The following is a 23,927-nucleotide window of genomic DNA, read 5'->3' as shown; positions in this document are numbered from 1 at the left end:
CGGCTTCCGCCGGAGGAGGGCTGTCGCGGCGGCCGGGGGAGGGGTAGAACTCAAGGGATGACCACCACCCTGCGGCCGTCCGGGCCGCTCCAGCACACGGCGGACGGCGCGCGCTCGCGCCCGTACGAGATCCGGGTCAACAGCAGGCGGGTCGGCGCCCTGCTGATCGCCTCCGACACCCCCTTCGGGCCGACGGTCGGCGAGATCCGCGACCTCGCCGTCGAACAGGGCGACCGGCGGCGGGGGCGGGCCACCGTCGCCGCTCTCGCCGCCGAGGAAGTGCTGCGCGGCTGGGGCTGCCGCCGGGTCCGCGTCTCGGTCCCGGCGGACTCGGAGGCCGGCCTGTGCATGGCCGAGGCCCTCGGATACACCGAGTACAGCCGGAACATGGCCAAGGACCTGCCGGCCGAGCCCCCCGCCCTCCCCGACGAGGTACGCGGCCGCCCCATGACGGACACCGAGTACGAAGCCTGGTACGTCGGGGCCGTCGAGGCCTACGCCGCGAACTGGCGCAGCCGCGGCATGTCGGCCGAGGCCGCCCGCGCCAAGTCGGTCGCCGACCACGAGAGCCAACTGCCTCGGGGCCTGGCCACCCCCGGAGCCACCTTCGTCGTCCTGGAGGCGGCCGGGGTACCCGTCGGCCACGTGTGGCTCGCGCCGCGCGCGGAGGGCTCGTACATCTACGACGTCGAGGTCCGGGCCGAGCACCGGGGCCGCGGGTACGGCCGCCACCTGATGGCCCTCGCCGAACGCGCCGCCCTCGCCGCCGGACACCGCTCGCTGGCGCTCCAGGTCTTCACCGACAACACCCCGGCCCTGAGGCTGTACGTCTCCCTCGGCTACCGACCCACCAACTTCAACTACGCCAAGGACCTCGTCTAGGACCTCGTCTAGGCGGCGAGCAGGCGGTCGGCGATCTCCTCGATCCGGGCGCGCAGCCCGTCCTGGCTCTTGCCGCCGTCGAGACGCTGCCCGTCGATCACGTACGTCGGGGTGCCGGTCACACCGATCGCCTTGCCCTCGGCCTGGTCGGCGTCGACGATCAGGATGTGCCGGCCGTCGATCAGGGCGGTGTCGAACTCCTCGATGTCGAGCCCCAGTTCACGCGCCACGTCCAGCAGGACCGGCTCGCCGCGCTCGGCCAGCTCCGCGGTGCGCGCCAGCACCGCTTCCGCGTAGGGCCAGCCCTGGCCCTGCTCCACGGCCTCCTCGGCGGCCTGGGCCGCGGCGAAGGCGTGCTTGTGCTTCTCCAGGGGGAAGTGGCGCAGCCGGATGTCCAGCCGGTCGCCGTAGCGGGCCCGCAGGGCGCGTACGTCGTCCAGGGCGCGGTGGCAGTCCGGGCACTGCAGTTCGCACCAGACGTCGAGGATCACGGAATCGGTCATACGGACAGTCTCCCAGTCCCCGCCCGCCCCACCGACCGGGACCGGGAGCGTGGGACCTGGACCCAGGGAGGAGGCGCGACCCGGAGATGTCCCGGAGATCCGCCCGGGGGCGGCCCGGAACCTGGCCGCCGCGGCGGCGGCCGGTGCAGGATGGATAGGGACAGATCGCCGAGCCGCCGAGAGTCCGGAGGACCGCATGCTTGCCGAGACCATTTGCTCCGCGGTGTCAGTGGCGGGCCTGGGCATCGCCGCGGTCACCGCCTACCGCAAGCGCTTCCTGGCCGCCACGCGGATCACCGCGTACGCGTTGGTGCCGGTCGCCCTGGTGATGACGGGGTTCGTGGAGTGGGTGTCCGGGATGGTCTTCAACCCGACCGTCTGGGCCGGCTTCGGGCTGCTGGGGCTGTCCTGGCTGCTCTTCATGACCACCCGGGCCATCGAGCGCCGCGGCCTGCCGGCGTCCGAGGAGTCCGGGAAGCCCGCGAAGAAGGTCAAGGGGAGCCCGGCCGCCGGGGCCGTCGCCCCGACCGCCTCCGCGCCGTCCCTCGGCGCGACCCGGGCCGGTTCGCAGACGCAGCCCGCCGCCCCCACGGAGGACTTGTCCGACATCGAGGCCATCCTCAAGAAGCACGGGATCTGAGCTCGCGAGGTGGGCGCAGGGCCTGAGCACGCATTACGGTCCTGATCGGCCCGGATCGCCCTCGTCCACAAGATCGAGCGAACTCCCGCGCGGATGTTGGCGTGTTGAGGGCCGACGCGGGGTGCGCTACGTCATCATCGGCGCGACATGTTCGACACATCGCACCATGACCCGCCGGTACCCGCCCCTGTGGTGGAGGAGCCGCGAGGTTGTCTCTTCGCGCTCTCCCAGCCACCCCTGATGATCTTCCTAGCGGTGATCGGCATCCTGCTGCTGCTCGCCGCGGTGCACGATCTCTTCATGCTCTGACGCCTCCGCGTCGGCCTCCTTGCGCCGGGCCCGGTACGCCGCCACGTGCAGTCGGTTCCCGCAGGTCCGGCTGTCGCAGTAGCGCCGGGACCGGTTGCGCGACAGGTCGACGAAGGCGCGCCGACAGTCCGGGGCCTCGCAGCGGCGCAGCCGTTCCTGCTCGCCGGAGACCACGATGAAGGCCAGCGCCATGCCGCCGTCGGCCGCCAGGTGGTCACCCACCGACGCGCCCGGCGCGAAGTAGTGCACGTGCCAGTCGTAGCCGTCGTGGTCGGTCAGCTGCGGGGTGGTGCCCGCCGTGGCCACGAGCTCGTTGATCAGTATGGAAGCCGCACGCGGGTTCGGAGAGGCGAAGACCTGCGCGAACTTCCCGCGCACCGTCCGGACGCCGGCCAGGTCGCGGGCGCTGAGCTCGCCGACGTCACTGATCGAGTACTCCTGGACGAATCCGCGCAGCGCGCCGATGTCCGAGAGCCCGTCGGGCTGGTCGGTCTCGGCCGCGGTGTTCACCAGCGCGACGACGACGTCGAGCGCGCGACGGGTGTCGTGGGGGATCTGCACGGGGTCTCCCTCAGGGGCCGGGCCTGCGACGACGGGATCCGTCGCCGCTGCCGCCCGACAATAGCGGGTCCCGCGGAGCACACCGGCGCCGTCCTCGCGGGTGGCTTCCGCGGGAACAGCGCCGGCATCGCCGTATGTGATTGTCCGACCCGCACCGTCGCCCCGAGTCGGACGGTGTCGAGCGGCTGTAGGCCTGGCTCAGCTTTCGGCCAGGATGTGGGAGAGCTCCTTGTCGAGGTCGAAGTGCCGGTGCTCGGTCCCGGGTGGGACCGCGGCGTCCGTCCGCTTGAGGAACGACTCGAGTGCTCGGGCGGGTGCTTCGAGCAGTGCTTCTCCCTCCGGTGAGCTCAGGGCGATGCAGACGACGCCCTGACCGTGGCTGCGGGACGGCCAGACGCGGACGTCGCCGGTACCGGTGGGCCGGTGGAGGCCCTCCGCGAGGAGGTCGCGGGCGAATACCCATTCGACCGTTTCCTCGGCGCCGGTGTGGAAGGTGGCGTGCACGGCGTAGGGGTCGGCCGTGTCATACCGCAGGCCCGCGGGAACAGGCAGTGAGGACTCGCTCGACACAACGAGGCGCAGGTGCAGCTCGCAGCTGACCGTGGTGTTCATAAGCGCCAGGGCCTTTCGCTCAGTGTGCGCTCGGGGATTCGCACGTCGGCGAAATCGACATGCCACCTACGGTGCCGTTGTAAACCCCTCTGACCGTTTTGCGGACCTCTGGGTCCCTCGGACGGCGGATCCAAACCCGCATTCCCGTGTGCATCGAGCTCCGGTAGATTCGGGTCCATGAATACGGGGAGTGACCGCGGAACCCACGGGTCCGCCGCTGATGACGCCACCACGGAAGCCACCGCCGGATCGACCGCGGAAGCCGCCACCGGGGCCGCCGAGGAGACGCCGCACGTGTCGAAGGCCCCGGCCTTCATCAAGCGGAACAGGAGCCTGCACCTGAGCTGGCAGGTCGGCGTCTTCATCGTCGGCCTCGCGGTGATCGGCGCCGGCATCGCCATGCTCGTCCTGCCCGGCCCCGGCTGGGTCGCGATCTTCGCCGGCCTGGCGATCTGGGCCACCGAGTTCGCCTGGGCCCACCTCGTGCTGCGCTGGACCAAGCGGAAAGTCACCGAGGCCGCACAGAAGGCGCTCGACCCCAAGGTCCGCCGCCGCAACATCATCCTGACCAGCGTGGGCCTCGTCATCGCGGGCGCGCTGATCGGTTTCTACCTGTGGAAGTACGGGCTCGTCCTGCCCTGGAGCCTCAAGGACCAGTGATGGTCAAGGAGCACCGCTGACATGCGGTAATGTTTGCGGTGCGTCCGGGCGATTAGCTCAGTGGGAGAGCACTTCGTTCACACCGAAGGGGTCACTGGTTCGAACCCAGTATCGCCCACCCGGACCAGAGGCCCGGAGACTTCACCGTCTCCGGGCCTCTGGCGTTCCCCCGGGCGGACACGACCTAGCGCAGTCGGCCGATCGCGGCCCGCAGTCGGCGGGCGTCGCGCAGCCGTCGCTCGTACGTCGCCCCCACCGCCAGCAGCAGCAGACCCGCCAGGGCCGGCGGCACCCAGCGCGGGAGCGCACCCGCGACCTGCACCACGTACGGGGCCAGCTCGTGCACCGCCACCGCCGCCAGCACCGCCCCGCCGAGCAGCAGCGGAGCCTGCAGCCGCCACCGGGCGCCCACCAGCGTCACCACCAGCGCCGCCGCCCCCAGCACCAGCGGACGCATCCAGCCCGGGTCCCCCCAGGCCGCCAGCAGGCTCGGCACCAGCGTCGCCGCCAGGCCCGGGCCGTACGCCGTCCAGGACGAGGCCTGCGGGTCCCGGCGCCGCCGCAGCAGCCCCACCACGAGGGCGGGCACCGTCACCGGCAGCGTGTAGGCCTCCGGCGCGCTCACCCCGGCCTCCGCCAGCCGCACCCAGGTCGCCGCCGCCAGCAGCGCCCCGGCCGCCCAGCCCAGGACCCGCCGCTCCGGCCGCACCGCGGCGCCCGCGCAGACGACCCCGGCCAGCGCCAGGACCAGCGCCAGTGTTCCGGCCCGCCCGGCCGACAGGCCCAGCGCCAGTACGCCCGCCACGGCCGCCGCGATCTCGACGGGCAGCCGTACCTCGCCCAGCCGCGGCCCGAGCGCCGCGGCCAGTGCGGGGACCGCGAGCACCGGCAGCGCCCACCAGGTCACGGCCAGGTCCGACACCGCTCCGGCCGCCACCAGGACACCCGTGGCGTACCCGACGGCGCACACGGCCGCCCCGGACCGCACCGGCCGCGAGGCGGCCCCGTACGCCGCCCCCGCCGCGCAGCCCGCGCCCAGCAGCCCCCACACCGCGAAGGTCGCCGTCCGGCCGTCCAGCGCGCCCAGGGACACGCTCGCGGCACCGACCGCCGCGCACACCGCCGCCGCGATCCGGACCCCGCGCTCCGAGGAGCGCAGGGCGAGGACACCCACCGCCCCCGCCACCGCGAGCTGCGCGGCGAACACCGCCGCCACCGGGAACCCGAGCAGCACCGGGGCCGTGAACAGCCCCGCCCAGGCCAGGACCACCGCCACCACCGTCGGCTCCGGCCGGGACAGCGCCCGCGCCGTCCCCCAGGCCGCGCCCGCCGCGATCAGCAGGATCAGCGTGACCGCCGCCCCCGGCGCGTACGGGTCCCCGTCCGGAGTCGTCTCCGCCCACACCTCACCCAGCACCCGCAGCCGCGCCGCCAGGGCCGTGGCCGCCGCGGCACCGGCCGACAGCGCCGCCAGGCCGGCCACCGCCGCCCCGGCGCGGGCCGACCCGCGCCGGACCGCCGCCGGGAGCGCGGGGACCCGTACCGCCGCCAGCAGCGGCAGCGCGAGCAGCAGGTGCGCCAGCACCGTCCAGGCCGGGTCCAGGACCGGCCGGGCCACCCCGCCCAGGCCGGCCACCGCAGCCAGGGCGCCCACCAGCGCCCCGGCCGAGGCACGCGGCTCGCGCCAGGCGGCGGCCACCCCGAGGGCCGCGCCCGCCAGCAGCAGCGCCGCCGGGGCCACGGCAGCCGCCGCGGACCCCGCCGACCAGGACTGGGCCACCCCGATCAGCAGCGTCCCGGCCGCCGTCACGGCCGCCGGGATCGCCGCCCACCTGACCCGCAGCGCGAGCGCCGCGTCCAGCGCCGCCGTCGCCAGCAGCGCCCAGCCGAGCGCCTGCGGGCCCGGCCGGGCGGCCAGCGCCGCCAGCGGCAGCGCGAACTGCGCCGCCAGCACCGCGGCCGGCAGCGGGAGCCGCAGCGTGCGCAGCCCCGAGCCGTAGCCGGCCCAGGCGGCCGCCAGCACGGCGGCCGCCCCCGCCGCGTAACCGGTGCCGTCCCTGTCCGGCATGCCGACCGCGTAGAGCGCGTACGCGTCGAGCACCGTCAGCAGCAGGCCGACCGCCGCGACCGACTCCGCCGTCGACCGCAGGCCGCGGCGCAGCAGGAGCACGGGCGCGCCCAGCGCCGCCGCCGTCACCGCGGCGAGCACCGCCGAGCGGCCGGCGATCCCCATCGAGCCCCAGCTGACCAGCGTGAACGCGAGCGCGGCGACCGCCAGCAGCACCGCGCCCAGGGTGAGCAGCACGTTCTGCGCGCTCGGGGCGGAGGCCTCCTTCGCCGGCCCGGCGGGCCCGGCGGACACCGCGGGCCCCCAACGGACGGGAGCGGGACCGGAGCCGGGCTGGAGCAGCAGACGCAGCAGCCAGTCCCGACGGCCCAGCAGATACATCCGCCGGGCATCGAGTTGAGCCAGCTCGCGGTCGATGAGCGCCAGCTCTTCGGCGGGCGGCAGAGGCGTGTTCATATCCGGAGTGTGGCGGCGGTCACGCAGTCAGGACATGGGTGTGCGTACTCAGATGTGCCCTGAGTAGGTACCCGACGATCGGCCCGCGGGTCCCCTCGGCGGAAGCGGTTTGAACCAGCCCCGAGCCTTCTGTATTGTTCGGTGCGTTCCCGGGCGATTAGCTCAGCGGGAGAGCACTTCGTTCACACCGAAGGGGTCACTGGTTCGATCCCAGTATCGCCCACCGGGACAGGCCGGTCCGTCATCGACGGACCGGCCTTCCGCATGTTCGGGCCCTTGTCGTCCTACGCGGCCGTCGACAGGTCCGGCCGCAGCGGCCAGTGCGGATCCACCGCCTCCGGTGTCCCCTGACGCGCGAACCACGCCTGCAGACCCCGCGCCTGCGCCGCGTGCCACACCGCCTGCAGCGTGTGCAGCTCGGCCGGCGTCAGCCGCTCCAGCCGGGCCGCGAACCGCCGACCCACCGCCCGGACGAGCTCCAGCGAGGCCATCGCGTCCGCCGCCGCGTCGTGCGCGCCCTCCAGCTCGATCCCGTAGTGCGCGCACAGGTCCGTCAGCGTCCGGCGGCCCTTGCGGTACCGGTCCAGGTGCTTGTCCAGCACCCGCGGGTCCAGCACCGTGAGCGGCCGGTTGTCCAGGTACCGCGACAGCGAGGACGCCCGGTGCCGGCGCAACTCCCGGTCCAGCAGCGTCAGATCGAACGGCGCGTTCATCACCACCACCGGCCGACCGGCCACCTGCTGCTCCCCGAGCGCACGGGCTATCTCCTCCACCACCGGTGCAGGCCAGCGCCCGTGACGCTGCAGGTGCTCATCGGTCAGCCCGTGCACTTCCGTGGCCCCCGGGGGCACCGGAACCCCGGGATTGACCAGCCAGCGCGTGGTGCGGACCCGGCCGCCCGCACACTCCTGGACGATGAGCGCGGCGGACACGATCCGGTCCTGCTCGACGTCCACCCCGGTGGTCTCCGTGTCGAATGCGGCCAGCGGGCCCTCGTACCAGCGTGTCATGGCGAACTCCTCGTCCCCGAGCGGCGGGTGGAGCTTCCTGAACACACGACCCCCGCCGCATCGGTGATACCCGGGCTGTTTGCCCCGTACGCCGTTTGCGGGCGGTCTGGTACGGAGACAACTTCCTTGGGGGACCGTACGTATGACCGGTCGTCACCCAGCACCGCTCGCGGCAGAGCCCGCAAGGCATGGGGGAGCCGGCCATGGCGCTCACACAGCCCGAACCGGGCGGGGTGCTGCACGAGGGGACAGGTCCGCGGACCGGATCCCTGCGCGGCACGCTCGCCACCACCGCCTGCATGGAGACCCTCCAGGTGGGATACCTGCACGCCGTCGCGGCCGCCGCCGGGTGCTCGCTGTCCCAGCCCTTCCCCGACAACGGCATCGACTGGCACGTCTCCCACGGAGCGCCCGAACACGTCGTCGACGACGAGGTCACCATCAAGGTGCAGCTCAAGGCGACCTACCAGATACCGCCGCGCCCCGCCGGGGCCACCTTCGGCTTCACCCTCGACAACGAGCACCTGGTGAAGCTGGCCCGGACGCCCGTCGCCGTCCACAAGATCCTCGTCGTGATGCTCGTGCCGAGGGAGCGCGACCAGTGGCTCGCCGCCGGACACGACCGGCTCGACCTGAGGCACTGCTGCTACTGGACCAACCTCGCCGGACAACCCGTGACCGGCCGGCGCCGCACCACCGTACGGATTCCGACCACGCGGATCTTCGACGACCGTGCGCTGTGCGAGATCATGACCCGGGTCGGGTCGGGAGGGACACCCTGATGAACCTGCACTCACCCCACCTCGAACCGATCCCGTCCCCGCGGTACCCCCAGGGCGGCCCCGATCCCGCGCAGGTCGACCCGCAGGTGCTCGGGGCGCTCCTGCACCGGCACGGATGGCTGCGGCGCGGCGGCGCGGCCGGCCGGTACGGCCGCTGGACCCCGCCCGGCCGCTCGGGCACCAGCCTGCTCGTCCCGGAGAGCCGCGCCTTCCCCGACTGCGCGGACCTGCTGGACGAGGCGCTCACCGCCCTCGCGCACAGCGGCCTGCCCTCGGCCCGGGAGGTGCTCCTGGGTTTGAGCGTGCCCAGCGACGAGATCCGCTGGGAGCGGGAGATCCCGGAGGGCCCCCACGGCTACCGGGGCGAGGCCTCCTGGCCCGTACAGGAACAGCTGCGCTCGGCCGCCCGCCGGCTCCTGCTCGCGGGGGCCCTCGCCGACCGGGCCCGGGCCGGGTACTACGGAGCCCGGCACCAGGCGCAGGCCGAACGCACCCTGGACGGGGTGCTGGTGGGGCCCGCCCCGGGCGGGCGCCGACTGAGCGCGTACGTCCCCGTGGACGGTGGCCGGGGCCCCGTGACCCGGCTGCACCACGCCCTGCACGCGGCCCGCGAGGCGGTGGACTACCAGCGGGCCACCGGCGGCATGGAGGCCTTCGACGCGGCGGTGGCGGCCGGGGTCAGCCGGGAACTCGCCGAGGCGCTGATCGCCCTGGTCCGGGGCTCGGAGGGGGCCCGCATCGCACTCGCCTGGGCGCCGGCGGCCGGGGTCCCGGCGGGCTGCGCGGCCCGCCCCGAGCCGGTGGAGTTCTCCCCGGGCGACCTGCCCGTGCTGCGCGAGGCCGCCGCCCGCTACACCCGAGCGGAACCGGCCGTACCGGTCCGGCTCGCCGGGGCCGTGGTGCGGATGCGGCGCAAGGCCGCCGGGGGCGGCGGGACGGTACGCCTGCGGGTGCTGGCCGGGGCGGAGGTCCCGTACGTCCGGGCGGCCCTCGACGAGGAGGCGTACCGCATCGCGGGCCACGCCCACCTGGTGGGCCTGCCGGTCCGGATCACGGGCCGCCTCCAACGCCGGGGCGGTTTCCGGCGACTGTCCGACGCGGCGGAGGTGACACCGGTACCGATGGACGAGGTCGAGCGGGACCGCCTGATGAAGTCCCTGGACGCGGCCTTCGACCCGGAGGAAGTCCTCCCCTCGGACGACTAGGCCGTCTCTTTCGGATCTTGCCGGGCCTGCGGAAAAGACGTTCGACAACGGCCGTGGCGATCGGGGACGCTCCGTGCGGTGACAGCAATCGACGACACACCCCCCGCGTGGGACGAGCGCACCCAGCTCACCACGTTCCTCGACTACGCACGCGCCACCGCCCGAGCCAAGTGCCAGGGCGTCTGCGCGCAGGACGCGCACAAGGCGCTCCTGCCGAGCTCACCCTTGATGACCATGAGCGGACTGATCAACCACCTCCGCTGGGTCGAGTACTACTGGTTCCAGGTGGTCTTCCTCGGCGAAGCGGACGAGGGTCCCTGGACCGAGGAGGACCCCGACCGTGAGATGCGCATCGCGGTCGACTTCCCGCTCTCGCAGTTGGTCGACGAGTACGCCGAACAGAGCGCCCGCTACCGCGAACTGGTCGCCGGGCAGGCCCTGGACGCCAAGGCCGAGCGAGCCGTCCGCGACGGCCTCCACGTCGACCTGCGCTGGATCCTCCTCCACCTCACCGAGGAGACGGCCCGCCACAACGGCCGCGAGCTGCTCGACGGTACGACCGGCACCTAGGGCCTGTCTTTCGGATCATGCCGGGCCCGCGGCGTCTGGCACCGCACCTCGCCGCGTTCTCGTCGGTCGTCGATGCTCCGCATCGACTCCCTCCTCGGCCTTGCGATGCTTCCCCTCGGCCCTGCGGGCCTGGGGAGACCCCATGGCACCAGACGCCGCGGGCTGATCCGGCCTGATCCAAAGGACAGGCCCTAGGGGCGGAAGGCGGTGGCGCGGACGGTGTCGCCGCACAGGGCGAACCGGCCGCCGTCGGACGGTGCCACCTGGAAGCCCATCCGCGCGACGCCCACCACCAGCGAGGGGGCGACGGTCGGATCGGCGCCGGAGGCGCAGTAGCCGTCCGCCTCGCCGAGGACCGGGGTGAAGGTCAGGAGCGTCGAGGCGGACCCGCCGTGGGCCAGCAGCACCGGCCTGGCCTCGCCCCGGGGGATGACGCGCAGCGGCTTGTTGCGGTCCGGGGAGCCCTGGCCCGAGAGCGCCACCGTCGGGAAGCCCCGCAGCTCGCAGGTCGGGCCCTCGTTGACCACGGTGAACCGCACCCGGTTCGAGTCCGTCCGGTCCGCGCCGGTGGCGGAGAGCTGGTCCCCGGTGCACGCGGCGGCGGGGGCCGCCACCGCGGGGGTGGCGACGAGCATTCCGCCCGCCAGCAGGGCCGTCGCGGCGCCCAGAGCGGCCGCCTTCCTGGTCACTCTCATGGGTGTCACCTCATGCCAGGTCGGAAGATCCCCTTCCACCTTCCCACGGGGTGCTTTCGGCGGCCCGGCCGAAGGAGGCCATGGTCAGCCCCGGGACGGGGGAGAAGTCCGGGCCGCGGCGGAAGCCCAGGCGCTGGTACAGGGCCACCGCGGGCGCGTTGGCCGCTCCCGTGGTGACCTCGACCGCGCGACCCGGGAACACCTCCGTCAGGGCATGGCGCAGCAGTGACGAGGCGACACCTTGCCGGAACCAGGCCGGATCCACGCACAGCCGGTCGATGGAGACCCCGTCCTCGGGTTCCGACGCCCAGGCGAGGAAGCCGGCCAGGGCGCCGCTCTCGGAGAAGGCGCCCACCCAGCTGAGGTCGGTGTGCCGCATCTCGGCGAGGCTCTCACCCAGGGCCGGGATCCCGTCGAAGCCGATCAGCTCGGCCTCCACCGCGTACGCGGCGTGCCCGATCCGGTGCACCGCCGTAGCGGAGGCGTCGTTGCTCAGGTCCAGCGCGCGTATCTGCATGGCGGGCCACGCTACCGGCGTCCACCGCCGGCCGACCCGGCCAAGGGTTCGCGAGCCGAGGAGACGCCCCGGGGGGACCCCACCCCACGGACCCGCCTGCGCCCGCCCGGACCGGAGCCACGGCTTCGCGACGGGCCGGTGCCCCTCCCCGGCCCGCGGCCCACCGGCCCGAGCCAGGAGGCCCCGTCCGGCGGGCCACCCGGTAACCGTTTAGCGGCGCGGCCACTCCGCTCGGTACGATTCAGGCGCGCGGCGTTCGCCCGCGCACCCCCTGAGTCAGGAGAGACCGGTGTCAGACGTCCGTGTGATCATCCAACGCGATTCCGAGCGGGACGAGCGCGTGGTGGCCACGGGCACTACGGCGGCGGAGCTCTTCGCCGGCGAGCGCACCATCGTCGCCGCGCGCATCGCGGGCGAGCTCAAGGACCTCGCGTACGAGGTGAAGGACGGCGAGACCGTCGAGCCGGTGGAGATCTCCTCCGAGGACGGCCTCAACATCCTGCGCCACTCGACCGCGCACGTCATGGCCCAGGCCGTGCAGGAGCTGTTCCCCGAGGCCAAGCTGGGCATCGGCCCGCCGGTCCAGAACGGCTTCTACTACGACTTCGACGTGGCCCGGCCCTTCACCCCGGAGGACCTCAAGGCCATCGAGAAGAAGATGCAGGAGATCCAGAAGCGCGGTCAGCGCTTCTCCCGCCGCGTCGTCACCGACGAGGCGGCCCGCGAGGAGCTGGCCGACGAGCCGTACAAGCTGGAGCTCATCGGCATCAAGGGTTCCGCGTCCACCGACGACGGTGCGAACGTCGAGGTGGGCGGCGGCGAGCTGACCATCTACGACAACCTGGACGCCAAGACCGGCGACCTGTGCTGGAAGGACCTCTGCCGCGGTCCCCACCTGCCCACCACCCGCAACATCCCGGCGTTCAAGCTCATGCGCAACGCCGCCGCCTACTGGCGCGGCAGCGAGAAGAACCCGATGCTCCAGCGCATCTACGGCACCGCGTGGCCGTCGAAGGAGGAGCTGAAGGCCCACCTCGACTTCCTCGCCGAGGCCGAGAAGCGCGACCACCGCAAGCTCGGCAACGAGCTCGACCTCTTCTCCATCCCGGACGAGATCGGCTCCGGCCTCGCCGTCTTCCACCCGCGCGGCGGCATCATCCGCCGGGTCATGGAGGACTACTCGCGCAAGCGGCACGAGGAGGAGGGCTACGAGTTCGTCTACTCCCCGCACGCCACCAAGGGCGCCCTCTTCGAGAAGAGCGGCCACCTGGACTGGTACGCGGAGGGCATGTACCCCCCCATGCAGCTCGACGGTGGTACCGACTACTACCTCAAGCCCATGAACTGCCCGATGCACAACCTGATCTTCGACGCGCGCGGCCGCTCCTACCGCGAACTGCCGCTGCGCCTGTTCGAGTTCGGCACCGTGTACCGGTACGAGAAGTCGGGTGTCGTCCACGGTCTGACCCGCGCCCGCGGCTTCACCCAGGACGACGCGCACATCTACTGCACCCGCGAGCAGATGGCGGAGGAGCTCGACACCACCCTCACCTTCGTGCTCAACCTGCTGCGCGACTACGGTCTGACCGACTTCTACCTGGAGCTGTCCACCAAGGACCCGGAGAAGTTCGTCGGCTCGGACGAGGCCTGGGAGGAGGCGACCGCGGTCCTCGCGCAGGTCGCCGAGAAGCAGGGCCTGCCGCTGGTCCCGGACCCGGGCGGCGCCGCCTTCTACGGTCCGAAGATCTCGGTGCAGTGCAAGGACGCCATCGGCCGCACCTGGCAGATGTCGACCGTGCAGCTCGACTTCAACCTGCCGGAGCGCTTCAACCTGGAGTACACCGCGCCCGACGGCTCCCGTCAGCGTCCGGTCATGATCCACCGTGCGCTGTTCGGCTCCATCGAGCGGTTCTTCGCCGTGCTGCTGGAGCACTACGCGGGCGCCATGCCGCCGTGGCTGGCCCCGGTCCAGGCGGTCGGCATCCCGATCGGCGACGGGCACGTCGAGTACCTGCAGGAGTTCGCCGCGGCGGCGAAGAAGCAGGGCCTGCGGGTGGAGGTGGACGCCTCCTCCGACCGGATGCAGAAGAAGATCCGCAACCACCAGAAGCTCAAGGTCCCGTTCATGATCATCGTCGGTGACGAGGACATGGCCGCGGGCACGGTCTCCTTCCGCTACCGCGACGGTTCGCAGGAGAACGGCATCGCCAAGGACGAGGCGCTGGCCAAGCTGGCCAAGGTCGTCGCGGACCGCGTCCAGGTCTGATCCGACCGCGTCCGTACGAGGAAGGCCCCCGGAAAGTGATCACTTTCCGGGGGCCTTCCTCGTACGCCAGGCCAAGGTCATATGCTTGCCGCCATGACGACTCAGCCGGAGCAGCAGATCGGTGTGGGCACGCAGGACGCGTTCCAGCGTCTGTGGACGCCCCACCGGATGGCCTACATCCAGGGGGAGAACAAGCCGACCGGCCCGGAGGCCGGGGACGGCTGTCCCTTCTGCGGGATTCCGGACATGTCCGACCAGGACGGCCTGGTCGTCGCGCGGGGCCGGCACGTGTACGCGGTGCTGAACCTCTACCCGTACAACGGCGGCCACCTGATGGTCGTCCCGTACCGGCACGTCGCCGACTACACCGAGCTGGACGGGCCGGAGACGGCCGAGCTCGCCGACCTCACCAAGCGGGCCATGGTCGCGCTGCGCAAGGCCTCGGGCGCGCACGGATTCAACATCGGCATGAACCAGGGCGCGGCCGCCGGCGCAGGCATCGCCGCGCACCTGCACCAGCACATCGTGCCCCGCTGGGGCGGGGACACGAACTTCATGCCGGTCGTGGGCCACACCAAGGTGCTGCCGCAACTCCTGGCGGACACCCGCCAGATGCTCGCCGACGCCTGGCCCGTGGACTAGGGCCTGTCTTTCGGATCAGGCCGGGCCCAACGTCCGGCCCGGTCAGGCCTGGGCCGGGCGGTCCCGGCGCCAGGCCTGTACCTCGGCCTCGACGTCGAACTCCGTCAGACCCAGGGGCGGGCCCGGCGGGGGCATGCGCAGGGCCGCCGCGATCTTCTCGTTGATCTCCGTGAGGACGTCCCGTACCTGGCGTTCCGAGCGGGCCGCCCGGACCTTCTCCACGGCGTCCTCGGCCTCCTTGCGCAGCGCGAGCGCCGGAGGCAGGACGGCGAAGCCCTCGCGGTGCAGCTTGTCCTTGATCCACCACTGCTCGTCGTAGGGCGCGTCGAGCGAGGCCAGCGGCTTGCCGTAGCCGGGTAGGCTCGTGAAGTCGCCCCGTTCGGTGGCCTGTCGGATCTGCCGGTCCACGAAGGACTCGAAGCTGACACCCGGTGGCTTGCGCTCGGTCATGGTCCCTCCTCGGTCGCTGCTCGGCCGTCCCTCCAGCCTACCTACGCGTCGTAGACGTCGGCCTTGCGCGGAGCGGGCTCCTGGATGAGCCCGCTCATGATCGAGGAGCGGTTCGTGAAGCGGTCCGTGTCGACGCCGTTCTCCTCCAGCACCTTGAAGGTCGCCGCGTGGATCGACCGCAGGACCGGGGCCACCGTGCGCAGGGCGTCGTCCGCCATGAACCGGTGCCGCCACATCGAGCTCGCCCAGACGTGACGCAGGCCGAACGGCTCGGGCAGGACCAGCTTGCCGCCGAAGAACTCCAGGAGCGGCGGGTACCAGGTCAGCGGGGCCCGCACCGCGAGGCGCACCACCTCCTGCGCGTCCACCAGCGGCAACGGGCGCTCCACGGTCTCCCAGAAGCGGATGCTCTTGGGCACCTCCACCACCGGGGCCGCGGACTTGGACGTGAACAGCCCGTGCACGGGGCCCAAGGCGTGCGCGGTGACGTCCACGCGCAGCGTCTTGTACAGCACGGTCACCGTGACCAGCATGTTGATGACCAGCTGGCCGTCCCAGAGCGGGTACTGGATGCCCAGGTAGTGCCGGTTGCCGGCGCTGAACTGCTGCTCGTTGCAGATCCGGGTGATCTCGTGCGGCTTGATCAGGAAGGCGTCCACGTTCTCGCCGGTGGGGCGGGCCACCTCGGCGGCGCCCTCGCCGATCGGGGTGACGATCCAGTGCTGGATCGCGGCGGGCGGGAAACCGCCGGTGTGCAGGGGGCCCCGCTCCAGCTTGCGGAGCTGGGCGTCGATCCCGCGTATGACGTCCCAGCTGCGGAAGGGATGGATCTCCATGCCCTCGCTCTTGGGGGCCAGCTCCTCGGCCATCTGCCAGCTGCCCCAGCGGGTGCCCATGCCGAGGATGCCCTTGGGGCCCGCGTAGAAGACCTGGTTGCTACGGTCCTCCGCGGTCAGCTTGGCGAGCTGGTGGCGCAGGTCCTCGCGGGCCTTCTCGTCGGGGTTGCCGGGCACGGCCTCCGGGATCTTGGCGCCGACCCCACCGCCCGACAACAGTCCGTCCCAGCGGGAGCGCAGGTCCTGGGCGGTGGCCTCACAGGTACGGCGGGCCAGCAGCCAGCCCAGGGCCGGGGCGATGATCATGCCGCGGGCGTACAGGCCGAGGAAGCCGGTCAGCGGCAGCTTGAACATCAGGACGGCCACCACCAGGGCGACGCCGACGAGGAGTACGGTGCCCAGCCACGAGCTCCTGCCCTCCTTGGAAGCGAGGCTCTTGCGCAGCTGGAACAGGCCCAGCCACAGCAGCAGCCCCGGCAGGAACAGCACACCGCAGACCAGCATGATCAGCCGGAGCTTGCGGTCGCGCTCCTTGCGGATGTGCGAGGCGGCCAGGCAGTGCTCCACCACCGTCTGCGGATCCGCGCCGAAGGACTGGATCAGTGGCTTGCGGCCGCCCCCGAGCGTGCGGGCCTCCACGGCGCGGCAGAAGGCCTCGCCGAGGCTGGGCTCGAAGAGGGAGATCTTCGGGGGCTTGACCGTCGCGGGGTGGTTCTCGTTGTTGGCGGTGAGTATCTTCTCGAGCTTGCTGTCCTTGCCGCCGTCCCGGTACGCGGCCGAGGCCAGGGCGTTGGTCGCCGCCGTCTGCCCGCCACCCCCCAGCAGCGGAACCTGAGCTCCGGGCCTGAAGTCGAATCCGTCGTCCGCCACCGCTGCCCCCATCGCTGTGCGTTCCTGCTCTTTTGGTGCGCCGATGAGCCTATCGGCGGATCTCGCCCCATGGTCATGGGACAGGGAAATGCCGCCCACCGCAAGCTGGTTGGGTGGGCGGCCGATCCGCTGCTACACCAATCAGGTTCCCTTCTCCGCCTGTTCACGCACCTTTTCCGCGATCTGCGGCGGCATCGGTTCGTGGCGGGCGTACGCCCGGGCGAAGCGGCCGGTCCCGTGCGAGACGGAGCGCAACTCGACGGCGTAGCGGCCGATCTCGATCTCCGGGATCTCGGCGCGGACCCGGGTGCGCCCTGCCGAGGCCTGGTCGGTGCCGACGACGCGGCCGCGGCGGCCCGCAAGGTCGCTCATGACCGGGCCGACGTACTCGTCGGGGATGACGACGGCGAGCTCGGCGACCGGTTCGAGGAGCTCGATCCGGGCCTCGGCGGCGGCCTCGCGCAGGGCGAGGGCGCCAGCCGTCTGGAAGGCGGCGTCGGAGGAGTCCACCGAGTGCGCCTTGCCGTCGAGGAGGGTGACGCGCACGTCGACCAGCGGGTAGCCGGCGGCGACCCCGCGGGCGGCCTGGGCGCGTACGCCCTTCTCCACGGACGGGATGAACTGGCGGGGCACGGCGCCGCCGACGACCTTGTCGACGAACTCGATGCCGCTGCCGGGCGGGAGCGGCTCCACCTCGATCTCGCAGATGGCGAACTGGCCGTGGCCGCCGGACTGTTTGACGTGCCGGCCGCGCCCGGCGGCCTTGGCGCCGAAGGTCTCGCGCAGGCTCACCTTGTGCGGGACGGGGTCGACCTGGACGCCGTAGCGGGTGCGCAGCCGCTCCAGGGCCACGTCCTGGTGGGCCTCGCCCAGGCACCACAGGACGAGCTGGTGGGTGTGCGGGTTCTGCTCCAGCCGCATGGTCGGGTCCTCGGCGACGAGCCGAGCCAGGCCCTGGGACAGCTTGTCCTCGTCGGCCTTGCTGTGGGCCTCGATCGCGAGGGGGAGCAGCGGGTCGGGCATGGTCCACGGGGTCATGAGGAGCGGGTCGTCCTTGGCGGAGAGGGTGTCGCCGGTCTCCGCGCGGGTGAGTTTGGCCACGCAGGCCAGGTCGCCGGCGATGCAGCGGGTGAGGACGCGCTGCTGTTTGCCGAAGGGGGAGGAGAGGGAGCCGATCCGCTCGTCGAGTTCGTGAAGGGCGCGGCCCTCCTGACCGCGGTCGGCGAGCCCGTGCCCGCTGACATGGACGGTCTCCTCGGCCTTCAGGGTGCCGGAGAAGACGCGGACGAGGGAGACACGGCCCACGTAGGGGTCGGAGGAGGTCTTGACGACCTCGGCCACCAGGGAGCCGGCGGGATCGCAGGTGACGTCCGGGCGGGCGGAGCCGTCGGGGCGGGTGACGGGGACGGCGGCGCGCTCCAGGGGGGTGGGGAAGCCGCCGGTGACCAGTTCGAGGAGTTCCACGGTGCCCAGGCCCTGGCGGGCGCCGTCGGTGGCGGGGGCGGCCATCAGGACGGGGTGGAAGGTGCCGCGCGCGACCGCCCGCTCCAGGTCGTCGACGAGGGTCTTCAGGTCGATCTCCTCGCCGCCCAGGTAGCGGTCCATGAGGGACTCGTCCTCGCTCTCGGCGATGATCCCCTCGATGAGTCGGGCGCGGGCGTCGGTGATGAGGGACAGCTCGGCGGCATCCGGGTCGCGCTCCACGCGCTCGCCGGACGCGTACTCGTAGACGCGCCGGGAGAGCAGACCGAGCAGGCCGGTGACGGGGGCGTGCCCGTCGGGGCCGGGCGGGCCGTGCAGGGGGAGGTAGAGGGGGATGACCGCGTCCGGGTCGTCGGCGCCGAAGATCTCGCCGCAGACGGTGGTCATCTGTGTGTAGTCGGAGCGGGCGGCCTCCAGGTGGGTCACGACGATGGCCCGGGGCATGCCGACGGCCTCGCACTCGTCCCAGACCATGCGGGTGGCGCCGTCGATGCCGTCCGAGGCCGAGACGACGAAAAGGGCCGCGTCCGCCGCGCGCAGACCGGCCCTGAGTTCCCCGACGAAGTCGGCGTATCCGGGGGTGTCCAAGATGTTGATCTTGATTCCGTCCCATTCGACGGGGACGAGGGACAGCTGGACGGAGCGCTGCCGGCGATGCTCCATCTCGTCGTAGTCGGAGACGGTGGCGCCGTCCTCGACCCGGCCGGCCCGGTTGACCGCTCCCGCGGTCAGGGCGAGTGCTTCGACCAGTGTGGTCTTGCCGGATCCGCTGTGGCCGACCAGCACGACATTCCGGATGGAAGAGGGGCGGTCGGCCGTCAGTGCCCTGCCGGCGGCTCCGGCTTGGTGTGATGTGGCTCCCATGATGCTCATGCCTCCCGGTGGTGACGGTGAGGAGGATCGGGTGATGTGGGGATCGAGGTGTCCGGATCGGTGTCCCGGCCGCCTCCACGGAGGAGGAATGCGGGATTCTTCGAGCTTTGCACTGGTGTCACATCCCGTCCATACGTCGTACCGGGGAGGTACCCGCAGGCGTACCCCAGGGCCCACCGGAGCCGGTCCACGGCGTGAACTACGTCTTACGTGGCACGAACCGGTGGGTGCGCGGCGTCCGCGCGGTGGCGTGCCGGCTACGATGGGCCAGCCGGTGGCCGTGGTGGCCGTGCGGCCCAGCGACCCTCCGGGAAGGCCATGCTGAACAAGTACGCGCGTGCATTCTTCACGCGTGTTCTCACGCCATTCGCCGCTTTTCTGCTCCGGCGGGGGGTGAGCCCGGACGCGGTCACCCTGATCGGCACGGCCGGAGTGGTGGCCGGAGCGCTGTGGTTCTTCCCTCGCGGCGAGTTCTTCTGGGGCACCATCACGATCACCCTCTTCGTCTTCTCCGACCTGGTGGACGGGAACATGGCCCGCCAGGCCGGAGTCTCCAGCCGGTGGGGAGCCTTCCTCGACTCCACCCTCGACCGGGTCGCCGACGCGGCGATCTTCGGCGGCCTCGCCCTCTGGTACGCGGGCAACGGCAACGACAACGCACTGTGTGCCGTGTCGATCTTCTGCCTGGCCAGCGGCCAGGTGGTCTCGTACACCAAGGCGCGCGGCGAGTCGATCGGGCTGCCCGTGGCCGTCAACGGACTCATCGAGCGGGCCGAGCGTCTGGTGATCTCGCTGGTCGCGGCCGGCCTGTCCGGTCTGCAGACCTTCGGCGTGCCGTCCTGGATCGGCGTGTTGCTGCCGATCGCCCTGTGGATCGTGGCGGTGGGCTCGCTCGTCACCCTGATCCAGCGGGTCGTCACCGTACGTCGCGAATCGGCCGAGGCCGACGCGGCGGCGGCCGCCGCCGAGGGCGGCGCGGCCTGATGGGTGCCTTGCAGGACAAGCTGGTCGACTCGCTGTACGGACTCGGATGGGCCGGGGTCAAGAAGCTGCCCGAGCCGGCCGCCGTGGCCCTGGGCCGGCGGATCGCCGACTTCGCGTGGAAGCGGCGCGGCAAGAGCGTGCTGCGGCTGGAGTCGAACCTGGCGCGGGTGGTGCCCGACGCCGGTCCCGAGCGGCTGCGCGAGCTGTCGCAGGCGGGCATGCGCTCGTACATGCGGTACTGGATGGAGTCCTTCCGGCTGCCGACCATGGACCCGAAACGGTTCAGCACGGACGTCGAGTTCACGGACGAACACCTGCTGCGCGAGGCCCTCGACTCCGGACGCGGCGTGATCGTGGCCCTGCCGCACCTCGCCAACTGGGACCTCGCCGGAGCCTGGGCCATCGGCCACATGAACGCGCCGTTCACCACCGTCGCCGAGCGGCTCAAGCCCGAGACCCTCTACGACCGCTTCGTGGCCTACCGCGAGAGCCTGGGCATGGAGGTCCTCCCGCACAGCGGCGGCGCCGCCTTCGGCACCCTCGCCCGGCGGCTGCGCTCCGGCGGCCTGGTCTGCCTGGTCGCGGACCGGGACCTGTCGGCCTCCGGGGTCGAGGTGGACTTCTTCGGCGCCACGGCGCGCATGCCGGCCGGACCGGCGCTGCTGGCCCAGCAGACCGGCGCGGTGCTGCTCCCGGCCACCCTGCACTACGGCGACACGCCGAAGATGTACGGCCGGATCCACCCCGAGGTGGAGGTGCCGAAGACCGGGACCCGGACCGGGAAGACCACCGTCATGACCCAGGCGGTGGCGGACGCCTTCGCGTCGGGCATCGCCGAGCACCCGGAGGACTGGCACATGCTGCAGCGGCTGTGGCTGGACGACCTGGAGGAGCGCCCGTAGTGAAGATCGGCATCGTGTGCCCGTACTCGTGGGACGTGCCGGGTGGCGTCCAGTTCCACATCCGGGATCTGGCGGAGCACCTGATCCGCCTCGGTCACGAGGTGTCGGTGCTCGCCCCGGCGGACGACGACACCCCGCTGCCGCCCTACGTGGTCTCGGCCGGGCGGGCGGTGCCGGTCCCGTACAACGGCTCGGTGGCCCGCCTCAACTTCGGGTTCCTCTCCGCCGCCCGGGTGCGGCGCTGGCTCCACGACGGCACCTTCGACGTGATCCACATCCACGAGCCGGCCTCGCCCTCGCTGGGGCTGCTGTCCTGCTGGGCGGCGCAGGGGCCGATCGTGGCGACCTTCCACACCTCGAACCCCCGGTCCCGGGCGATGATCGCGGCGTACCCGATCCTGCAGCCGGCCCTGGAGAAGATCAACGCCCGCATCGCGGTGAGCGAGTACGCCCGGCGCACGCTCGTGGAACACCTGGGCGGCGACGCGGTCGTCATCCCCAACGGCGTCGACGTGGACTTCTTCGCCAAGGCCGAGCCCAACCCGGACTGGTCGGGGCAGACCCTGGGCTTCATCGGCCGGATCGACGAGCCCCGCAAGGGCCTGCCCGTGCTGATGGCGGCCTTCCCGAAGATCGTGGAGGCCTGCCCGGACGTACGGCTGCTCGTCGCGGGCCGCGGCGACGAGGAGGAGGCGGTCGCCTCCCTGCCCGCGGACCTGCGCAAGCGGGTCGAATTCCTCGGCATGGTCTCCGACGAGGACAAGGCGCGGCTGCTGCGCAGCGTGGACGTGTACGTGGCCCCGAACACCGGTGGCGAGAGCTTCGGCATCATCCTGGTCGAGGCCCTCTCGGCGGGCGCGGCCGTGCTCGCCTCCGACCTGGACGCCTTCGCGCAGGTCCTGGACCAGGGCGGGGCGGGTGACCTCTTCGCCAACGAGAACGCCGACGCCCTGGCGACGGCGGCGATCACCCTGCTGCGCGACCCGGAGCGCCGGGCCGAACTCAGCGCCCGCGGCTCGGCGCACGTCCGCCGCTTCGACTGGTCCACGGTCGGCGCGGACATCCTGGCCGTCTACGAAACGGTGACGGACGGCGCGGCGGCGGTGGCCACGGACGAACGCGTCCCGCTCCGCACCCGCCTCGGCTTCTCGAAGGACGCCTCGTCCTCCTGACCCGACCGTCGCTCCGTCGGGCCGGCCGGGGATCGCGACGTCGGCCGTCACCCGACGGAGACGGTCCGGTCGGGCCGGCCGCCGGGGGCGAGCGTCACCTCGTGGGCCGCGCCCCCCGAGGTGGTCATGCGGATGCGGTCGGGAGCCGCCTCCGTCCTCTCCTCCCTGCTGGTGCCGCCGAACACCGTGGAGGCGAAGGTCCCGATCAGCAACAGCGGGACGCCGTAGATGAGCAGCGTGGTGAGCAGGGGTGCGGTGCCGATCGGCCCGGCCCGATCGGCATGACCCCGCGACGAGCGCACGGCCGGGGCGGCACCAGGCCCGATGGGGGTCCGGGGGGCCCGGAGCGGTAGGGTCGCGCAGCGTGATCGAAACCCTTGTCTGGATCGCCCTGGCTCTCGGAGTCATCGGGGTCTACCTCAGCTGGACCGCCGGCCGGCTCGACCGGCTGCACTCGCGGATGGACGCCGCGCGGGCCGCGCTCGACGCCCAGCTCGTGCGACGGGCCTCCGTCGTGTTGGAGGTGGCCACCTCCGGGGTGCTCGACCCCGCCTCCTCCCTGGTGCTGTACGAGGCCGCGCACGCCGCCCGGCAGGCCGAGGAGGACCACCGCGAGGTGGCGGAGAGCGAGCTCAGCCAGGCACTGCGGGCGGTCTTCGCCGATGCCGACCAGGTCGACGTGCTCAAGGCGGCCCCCGGCGGGGCGGAGGCCACGGAGGAGCTGGCGGCGGCCGTCCGTCGGGTGCCGATGGCGCGGCGCTTCCTCAACGACTCGGTACGGGCCGCCCGCGCGCTGCGCAGGCATCGCAAGGTCCGCTGGTTCAGACTGGCGGGGCACGCGCCCTTCCCGCTCGCCTTCGAAATGGACGACGAGCCGCCGGTGGATCTTGCGGATCGGCCGGTCTAGGGGCTTCCAAGGGCCGCGAGGGACAAATCAAGGAGCCACAGGCTCCACATTGGCCCTTGTAGTGGACTGATCCCTTGGGGTTTCCTCAGCCGAGTAGTACGAGCAGTACCCCGTCTTCCTTTCGAGCTCCCTTCGAGTGAGGTCAATCCGTGAGCACGCTTCCCACCTCCCCCCAGTCCGCCGAGTCGGCGATCGGCACCTCGCGCGTCAAGCGCGGCATGGCCGAGCAGCTGAAGGGCGGCGTGATCATGGACGTGGTCAACGCCGAGCAGGCGAAGATCGCCGAGGACGCCGGCGCCGTGGCCGTCATGGCCCTGGAGCGGGTCCCGGCCGACATCCGCAAGGACGGCGGCGTCGCGCGCATGTCGGACCCCAACATGATCGAAGAGATCATCGAGGCCGTCTCGATCCCGGTCATGGCCAAGTCCCGCATCGGCCACTTCGTCGAGGCCCAGGTCCTGCAGTCCCTCGGCGTCGACTACATCGACGAGTCCGAGGTCCTGACCCCGGCCGACGAGGTCAACCACTCCGACAAGTGGGCGTTCACCACCCCCTTCGTCTGCGGCGCCACCAACCTGGGTGAGGCCCTGCGCCGTATCGCCGAGGGCGCGGCCATGATCCGCTCGAAGGGCGAGGCCGGCACCGGCAACGTGGTCGAGGCCGTCCGCCACCTGCGTCAGATCAAGAACGAGATCGCCCGCCTGCGCGGCTACGACAACAACGAGCTGTTCGCCGCCGCCAAGGAGCTGCGCGCCCCGTACGAGCTCGTCAAGGAGGTCGCCGAGCTCGGCAAGCTCCCGGTCGTGCTGTTCTCCGCCGGTGGCGTCGCCACCCCGGCCGACGCCGCGCTCATGCGCCAGCTCGGTGCCGAGGGCGTCTTCGTCGGCTCCGGCATCTTCAAGTCGGGCGACCCGGCCAAGCGCGCCGCCGCCATCGTGAAGGCCACCACCTTCTACGACGACCCGAAGATCATCGCGGACGCCTCCCGCAACCTGGGCGAGGCCATGGTCGGCATCAACTGCGACACCCTCCCCGAGTCCGAGCGCTACGCCAACCGCGGCTGGTAATCGGTC

At 72.3% G+C, this 23,927-nt stretch carries 24 protein-coding genes and 2 tRNA genes; 15 read left to right on the top strand and 11 right to left on the bottom strand.

Going from position 1 to position 23,927, the window contains the following annotated elements:
* Positions 1–57: 57 nt before the first annotated feature.
* Positions 58–882 (top strand): GNAT family N-acetyltransferase, encoded by an 825-nt coding sequence (locus tag OG624_RS09510; protein ID WP_033222545.1) that lies wholly within the window; start codon positions 58–60, stop codon positions 880–882.
* A gap of 8 nt (positions 883–890) precedes the next feature.
* Here OG624_RS09510 and OG624_RS09505 read toward each other — a convergent pair whose 3' ends face one another.
* A complete protein-coding gene (locus OG624_RS09505) occupies positions 891–1,385 on the bottom strand; it encodes a DsbA family protein (RefSeq protein WP_266358557.1) in 495 nt (164 codons plus the stop codon).
* 196 nt (positions 1,386–1,581) lie between these two features.
* Between OG624_RS09505 and OG624_RS09500 the strand changes: the two genes are divergently transcribed.
* Complete coding sequence (locus OG624_RS09500; RefSeq protein WP_371639307.1) at positions 1,582–2,025, top strand: hypothetical protein; 444 nt, start codon at positions 1,582–1,584, stop codon at positions 2,023–2,025.
* A gap of 249 nt (positions 2,026–2,274) precedes the next feature.
* Here OG624_RS09500 and OG624_RS09495 read toward each other — a convergent pair whose 3' ends face one another.
* A complete protein-coding gene (locus OG624_RS09495; RefSeq protein WP_033222551.1) occupies positions 2,275–2,895 on the bottom strand; it encodes a CGNR zinc finger domain-containing protein in 621 nt (206 codons plus the stop codon).
* Between the two features lie 198 nt (positions 2,896–3,093).
* On the bottom strand, positions 3,094–3,507 hold the full coding sequence (locus tag OG624_RS09490) for an SsgA family sporulation/cell division regulator (RefSeq protein WP_030011909.1): 414 nt from the start codon (positions 3,505–3,507) through the stop codon (positions 3,094–3,096).
* A 177-nt stretch (positions 3,508–3,684) separates the two neighbouring features.
* Between OG624_RS09490 and OG624_RS09485 the strand changes: the two genes are divergently transcribed.
* Together OG624_RS09485 and OG624_RS09480 are read left to right on the top strand one after the other, a co-directional pair.
* Positions 3,685–4,167, top strand: coding sequence for a TIGR02611 family protein (locus OG624_RS09485; RefSeq protein ID WP_371639306.1), 483 nt, complete (start codon positions 3,685–3,687; stop codon positions 4,165–4,167).
* A 46-nt stretch (positions 4,168–4,213) separates the two neighbouring features.
* Positions 4,214–4,285 (top strand) — tRNA-Val (locus OG624_RS09480).
* 66 nt (positions 4,286–4,351) lie between these two features.
* Here the strand turns inward: OG624_RS09480 and OG624_RS09475 are convergent.
* A complete protein-coding gene (locus tag OG624_RS09475; protein ID WP_371639305.1) occupies positions 4,352–6,691 on the bottom strand; it encodes an SCO7613 C-terminal domain-containing membrane protein in 2,340 nt (779 codons plus the stop codon).
* A 151-nt stretch (positions 6,692–6,842) separates the two neighbouring features.
* Here OG624_RS09475 and OG624_RS09470 point away from each other — a divergent pair.
* Positions 6,843–6,914, top strand: a tRNA-Val gene (locus OG624_RS09470).
* 61 nt (positions 6,915–6,975) lie between these two features.
* On the opposite strand, the gene OG624_RS09465 is transcribed toward OG624_RS09470, so the two are convergent.
* On the bottom strand, positions 6,976–7,701 hold the full coding sequence (locus OG624_RS09465; RefSeq protein WP_030723568.1) for a 3'-5' exonuclease: 726 nt from the start codon (positions 7,699–7,701) through the stop codon (positions 6,976–6,978).
* Positions 7,702–7,904: 203 nt separating this feature from the next.
* Between OG624_RS09465 and OG624_RS09460 the strand changes: the two genes are divergently transcribed.
* The 3 genes from OG624_RS09460 to OG624_RS09450 all read left to right on the top strand — a co-directional run bounded on the left by OG624_RS09460 (position 7,905) and on the right by OG624_RS09450 (position 10,258).
* Entirely contained in the window at positions 7,905–8,483 is a 579-nt protein-coding gene (locus tag OG624_RS09460) for a DUF4365 domain-containing protein (protein ID WP_033222558.1), read from the top strand.
* On the top strand, positions 8,483–9,688 hold the full coding sequence (locus tag OG624_RS09455; protein WP_237545690.1) for a hypothetical protein: 1,206 nt from the start codon (positions 8,483–8,485) through the stop codon (positions 9,686–9,688). The genes OG624_RS09460 and OG624_RS09455 overlap by 1 nt, the downstream gene beginning before the upstream one ends.
* A 78-nt stretch (positions 9,689–9,766) precedes the next feature.
* Positions 9,767–10,258 carry a DinB family protein gene (locus OG624_RS09450; protein WP_371639303.1) on the top strand — a complete coding sequence of 164 codons (492 nt, stop codon included), beginning with the start codon at positions 9,767–9,769 and terminating at the stop codon, positions 10,256–10,258.
* A gap of 191 nt (positions 10,259–10,449) precedes the next feature.
* On the opposite strand, the gene OG624_RS09445 is transcribed toward OG624_RS09450, so the two are convergent.
* Together OG624_RS09445 and OG624_RS09440 are read right to left on the bottom strand one after the other, a co-directional pair.
* Entirely contained in the window at positions 10,450–10,953 is a 504-nt protein-coding gene (locus OG624_RS09445; protein ID WP_078909416.1) for a DUF4232 domain-containing protein, read from the bottom strand.
* A 10-nt stretch (positions 10,954–10,963) separates the two neighbouring features.
* Entirely contained in the window at positions 10,964–11,470 is a 507-nt protein-coding gene (locus OG624_RS09440) for a GNAT family N-acetyltransferase (RefSeq protein ID WP_371639302.1), read from the bottom strand.
* Positions 11,471–11,759: 289 nt separating this feature from the next.
* Between OG624_RS09440 and thrS the strand changes: the two genes are divergently transcribed.
* Positions 11,760–13,736, top strand: a complete 1,977-nt coding sequence (thrS, locus tag OG624_RS09435; RefSeq protein WP_030387175.1) for a threonine--tRNA ligase — start codon at positions 11,760–11,762, stop codon at positions 13,734–13,736.
* Between the two features lie 81 nt (positions 13,737–13,817).
* Complete coding sequence (locus tag OG624_RS09430) at positions 13,818–14,378, top strand: HIT family protein (RefSeq protein WP_030010101.1); 561 nt, start codon at positions 13,818–13,820, stop codon at positions 14,376–14,378.
* A gap of 42 nt (positions 14,379–14,420) precedes the next feature.
* On the opposite strand, the gene OG624_RS09425 is transcribed toward OG624_RS09430, so the two are convergent.
* From OG624_RS09425 to OG624_RS09415, 3 genes are all read right to left on the bottom strand, one after another.
* Positions 14,421–14,828 (bottom strand): J-domain-containing protein, encoded by a 408-nt coding sequence (locus OG624_RS09425; RefSeq protein WP_033222563.1) that lies wholly within the window; start codon positions 14,826–14,828, stop codon positions 14,421–14,423.
* A gap of 41 nt (positions 14,829–14,869) precedes the next feature.
* Positions 14,870–16,546: a hypothetical protein gene (locus OG624_RS09420; RefSeq protein WP_033222565.1), complete on the bottom strand. Its 1,677-nt coding sequence runs from the start codon at positions 16,544–16,546 to the stop codon at positions 14,870–14,872.
* A 129-nt stretch (positions 16,547–16,675) separates the two neighbouring features.
* Positions 16,676–18,880, bottom strand: coding sequence for an elongation factor G-like protein EF-G2 (locus OG624_RS09415; RefSeq protein WP_161293406.1), 2,205 nt, complete (start codon positions 18,878–18,880; stop codon positions 16,676–16,678).
* A gap of 327 nt (positions 18,881–19,207) precedes the next feature.
* Here OG624_RS09415 and pgsA point away from each other — a divergent pair, with 327 nt between their 5' ends.
* Genes pgsA through OG624_RS09400 form a run of 3 tightly spaced genes read left to right on the top strand, consistent with a single transcriptional unit; the run spans position 19,208 to position 21,947 of the window.
* Positions 19,208–19,873, top strand: coding sequence for a phosphatidylinositol phosphate synthase (gene pgsA / locus OG624_RS09410; RefSeq protein ID WP_266358584.1), 666 nt, complete (start codon positions 19,208–19,210; stop codon positions 19,871–19,873).
* The gene (locus tag OG624_RS09405; protein WP_371639301.1) at positions 19,873–20,775 is read left to right on the top strand and encodes a phosphatidylinositol mannoside acyltransferase; all 903 of its coding nucleotides are present in this window, start codon (positions 19,873–19,875) and stop codon (positions 20,773–20,775) included. Before pgsA ends, OG624_RS09405 begins: the two co-directional genes overlap by 1 nt.
* A complete protein-coding gene (locus tag OG624_RS09400) occupies positions 20,775–21,947 on the top strand; it encodes a glycosyltransferase family 4 protein (RefSeq protein WP_033222570.1) in 1,173 nt (390 codons plus the stop codon). The genes OG624_RS09405 and OG624_RS09400 overlap by 1 nt, the downstream gene beginning before the upstream one ends.
* A 47-nt stretch (positions 21,948–21,994) precedes the next feature.
* On the opposite strand, the gene OG624_RS09395 is transcribed toward OG624_RS09400, so the two are convergent.
* Positions 21,995–22,249, bottom strand: a complete 255-nt coding sequence (locus OG624_RS09395; RefSeq protein WP_371639299.1) for a hypothetical protein — start codon at positions 22,247–22,249, stop codon at positions 21,995–21,997.
* A 62-nt stretch (positions 22,250–22,311) separates the two neighbouring features.
* On the opposite strand from OG624_RS09395, the gene OG624_RS09390 reads away from it, so the two are divergent.
* Positions 22,312–22,854 (top strand): membrane protein, encoded by a 543-nt coding sequence (locus OG624_RS09390; protein WP_030723593.1) that lies wholly within the window; start codon positions 22,312–22,314, stop codon positions 22,852–22,854.
* Between the two features lie 149 nt (positions 22,855–23,003).
* Positions 23,004–23,921: a pyridoxal 5'-phosphate synthase lyase subunit PdxS gene (gene pdxS / locus OG624_RS09385; protein WP_030010552.1), complete on the top strand. Its 918-nt coding sequence runs from the start codon at positions 23,004–23,006 to the stop codon at positions 23,919–23,921.
* Positions 23,922–23,927 lie beyond the last annotated feature (6 nt).

The sequence above is a fragment of the Streptomyces virginiae genome, assembly GCF_041432505.1.
Lineage (GTDB): Bacteria > Actinomycetota > Actinomycetes > Streptomycetales > Streptomycetaceae > Streptomyces > Streptomyces virginiae_A.
This window is presented reverse-complemented; position numbering and strand designations above follow the sequence as displayed.